At 48.6% G+C, this 3,129-nt stretch carries 1 rRNA gene; it reads right to left on the reverse strand.

What is annotated here, in order from left to right:
- Window positions 1-22 precede the first annotated feature (22 nt).
- Window positions 23-2,913, reverse strand: a 23S ribosomal RNA gene (locus P20429_RS19070).
- Between the last annotated feature and the right edge of the window lie 216 nt (window positions 2,914-3,129).

A 3,129-nucleotide genomic window follows, 5' to 3' on the forward strand; every position in this document is an offset into this window, starting at 1 on the left:
CATAAAACGCGTTTGGCGTTGTATGGTTAAGCCTCACGGGTAATTAGTACAAGTTAGCTTAATGGCTCACACCACTTCCACATCTTGCCTATCAACGTTGTAGTCTTCAACGGCCCTTCAGAGACTTTAAAAGTCTAGTGAGAACTCATCTCGAGGCCTGCTTCGCGCTTAGATGCTTTCAGCGCTTATCAGTTCCGAACGTAGCTACCGGGCAATGCCATTGGCATGACAACCCGAACACCAGCGGTTCGTTCACTCCGGTCCTCTCGTACTAGGAGCAACCCCTCTCAATTCTCAAACGCCCACGGCAGATAGGGACCGAACTGTCTCACGACGTTCTAAACCCAGCTCGCGTACCACTTTAAATGGCGAACAGCCATACCCTTGGGACCGACTTCAGCCCCAGGATGTGATGAGCCGACATCGAGGTGCCAAACACCGCCGTCGATATGAACTCTTGGGCGGTATCAGCCTGTTATCCCCGGAGTACCTTTTATCCGTTGAGCGATGGCCCTTCCATTCAGAACCACCGGATCACTATGACCTACTTTCGTACCTGCTCGACGTGTCTGTCTCGCAGTTAAGCTGGCTTCTACCATTACACTAACCGTACGATGTCCGACCGTACTTAGCCAACCTTCGTGCTCCTCCGTTACTCTTTAGGAGGAGACCGCCCCAGTCAAACTACCCACCAGGCACTGTCCGTAACCCCGATTCAGGGGCCAACGTTAGAACATCAAAACTACAAGGGTGGTATTTCAAGGTTGACTCCACAACAACTAGCGTCGCTGCTTCAAAGTCTCCCACCTATCCTACACATGTAGGTTCAATGTTCAGTGCCAAGCTGTAGTAAAGGTTCACGGGGTCTTTCCGTCTAGCCGCGGGTACACAGCATCTTCACTGCGATTTCAATTTCACTGAGTCTCGGGTGGAGACAGCGTGGCCATGGTTACACCATTCGTGCAGGTCGGAACTTACCCGACAAGGAATTTCGCTACCTTAGGACCGTTATAGTTACGGCCGCCGTTTACCGGGGCTTCGATCAAGAGCTTCTCCCTAAGGATAACCCCATCAATTAACCTTCCGGCACCGGGCAGGTGTCACACCGTATACGTCATCTTGCGATTTTGCACAGTGCTGTGTTTTTAATAAACAGTCCCAGCCACCTGGTCACTGCGGCTCCCGTCCGCTTAGAGAGCAAGTCTCATCACAGATAGGAGCGTACCTTCTCCCGAAGTTACGGTACGATTTTGCCTAGTTCCTTCACCCGAGTTCTCTCAAGCGCCTTAGTATTCTCTACCTGACCACCTGTGTCGGTTTGGGGTACGATTCCATATAATCTGAAGCTTAGAGGCTTTTCCTGGAAGTATGGCATCAGCAACTTCATCACCGTAGTGACTCGTCTCGTGTCTCAGGTTTAGTGTTTGTCCGGATTTACCTAAACAAACGCCCTACTCACTTTCACATAGACTACCAACGCTATGCTTGCTTAGCCTGCTCCGTCCCCCCATCGCAATTATATCGAGTACAGAAATATTAATCTGTTTCCCATCGACTACGCCTTTCGGCCTCGCCTTAGGGGTCGACTTACCCTACCCTGATTAACATGGGATAGGAACCCTTGGTCTTCCGGCGTGGGAGTTTTTCACTCCCATTATCGTTACTCATGTCAGCATTCGCACTTCTGATACCTCCAGCATACCTCCCGGTACACCTTCAACGGCTTACAGAACGCTCCCCTACCACTCAGAATAAATTCTGAATCCGCAGCTTCGGTGCATAGTTTAGCCCCGTTACATCTTCCGCGCAGACCGACTCGACCAGTGAGCTATTACGCTTTCTTTAAAGGATGGCTGCTTCTAAGCCAACCTCCTGGCTGTCTGGGCCTTTCCACATCGTTTCCCACTTAACTATGACTTTGGGACCTTAGCTGGCGGTCTGGGTTGTTTCCCTCTTCACGACGGACGTTAGCACCCGCCGTGTGTCTCCCGGATATTACTTTACGGTATTCGGAGTTTGCAAAGGGTTGGTAAGTCGGGATGACCCCCTAGCCTTAACAGTGCTCTACCCCCGTAAGTATTCGTCCGAGGCTCTACCTAAATAGATTTCGGGGAGAACCAGCTATCTCCCGGTTTGATTAGCCTTTCACTCCTAGCCACAGGTCATCCCCTAACTTTTCAACGTTAGTGGGTTCGGTCCTCCAGTTGATGTTACTCAACCTTCAACCTGCCCATGGCTAGATCACCGGGTTTCGGGTCTATACCTTGCAACTATTCGCCCAGTTAAGACTCGGTTTCCCTACGGCTACCCTATTCGGTTAACCTCGCTACAAAATATAAGTCGCTGACCCATTATACAAAAGGTACGCAGTCACCCAACAAGTGGGCTCCTACTGCTTGTACGTACACGGTTTCAGGTTCTATTTCACTCCCCTCACAGGGGTTCTTTTCGCCTTTCCCTCACGGTACTGGTTCACTATCGGTCAGTTGGGAGTATTTAGCCTTAGATGATGGTCCACCTATATTCAGTCAAAGTTTCACGTGCTCCGACCTACTCGATTTCACTTAAAATGTCTTTTCATGTACGGGACTATCACCCTGTATCGTGGCGCTTTCCAGCAGCCTTCCATTAACACATAATAAGCTTAAGGGCTGTTCCGATTTCGCTCGCCGCTACTTTCGGAATCTCGGTTGATTTCTTTTCCTACGGGTACTTAGATGTTTCAGTTCTCCGCGTTCGCCTCGTTAACCTATGTATTCAGTTAACGATACCTGCAAGCAGGTGGGTTTCCCCATTCGGAAATCTTAGTCTCAAGCGCTTTTTACTAGCTTGACTAAGCTTATCGCAAGTTAATACGTCCTTCATCGCCTCCAACTGCCAAGGCATCCACCGTGTACGCTTAGTCACTTAACCATACAACCCAAACGGGTCTTTGTTTTGTGACAGTTTAACTTCGCCAGAAGTCAATATTGAATACTAAAGTAGATACCAATCAATCAACTCATAAGAGTTAACTAAATGGCACTGAATGGTACTGCTACCATTCTTTTTTTACTTTTGAAAACTCTTGATAAATACAATGTATCTATCAGAATTTTATTATCAGCTTTTCCAAATTTTTAAAGAGCA

Source organism: Pseudoalteromonas sp. BSi20429, assembly GCF_000238895.1.
Taxonomy (GTDB): domain Bacteria; phylum Pseudomonadota; class Gammaproteobacteria; order Enterobacterales; family Alteromonadaceae; genus Pseudoalteromonas; species Pseudoalteromonas arctica.